Origin of the sequence: Thioalkalivibrio sp. XN279, assembly GCF_011089885.1 — a bacterium.
In the GTDB taxonomy this organism is placed as follows: domain Bacteria; phylum Pseudomonadota; class Gammaproteobacteria; order Steroidobacterales; family XN24; genus XN24.
The window spans coordinates 1-251 of the sequence record NZ_JAANBD010000019.1 but is presented as its reverse complement, the minus strand read 5'-3'; the positions used below and the strand labels follow the sequence as shown (position 1 = coordinate 251).

Here is a 251-nt window from a genome sequence, read left to right as displayed (position 1 = left end):
CACCACCAGGGTGACTTCAAGAAGATCGTCGATGGCGTCAACGCCACCCTCGATGCCGTCGTCGGGCCCATCAACCAGGTCAAGCGCGTCATGGTCGCCCTGGCCGATGGCGACCTGCGCATGAAGATCGACGGCACCTACCACGGCGACTTCAAAGTCCTCCAGGAAGCCGTCAACGAGTCCATGGACAAGCTCAACGAACTGATGGGCGGCATCAAGTCCTCCGCCGACACCATCAACACCGCCGCCAA

The 251-nt window shown here is 61.4% G+C and carries 1 pseudogene; it reads left to right on the top strand.

Annotated features, from left to right (window positions below):
* A pseudogene (locus G8346_RS02870) lies at positions 1 to 251 on the top strand (methyl-accepting chemotaxis protein); the annotation flags it as partial.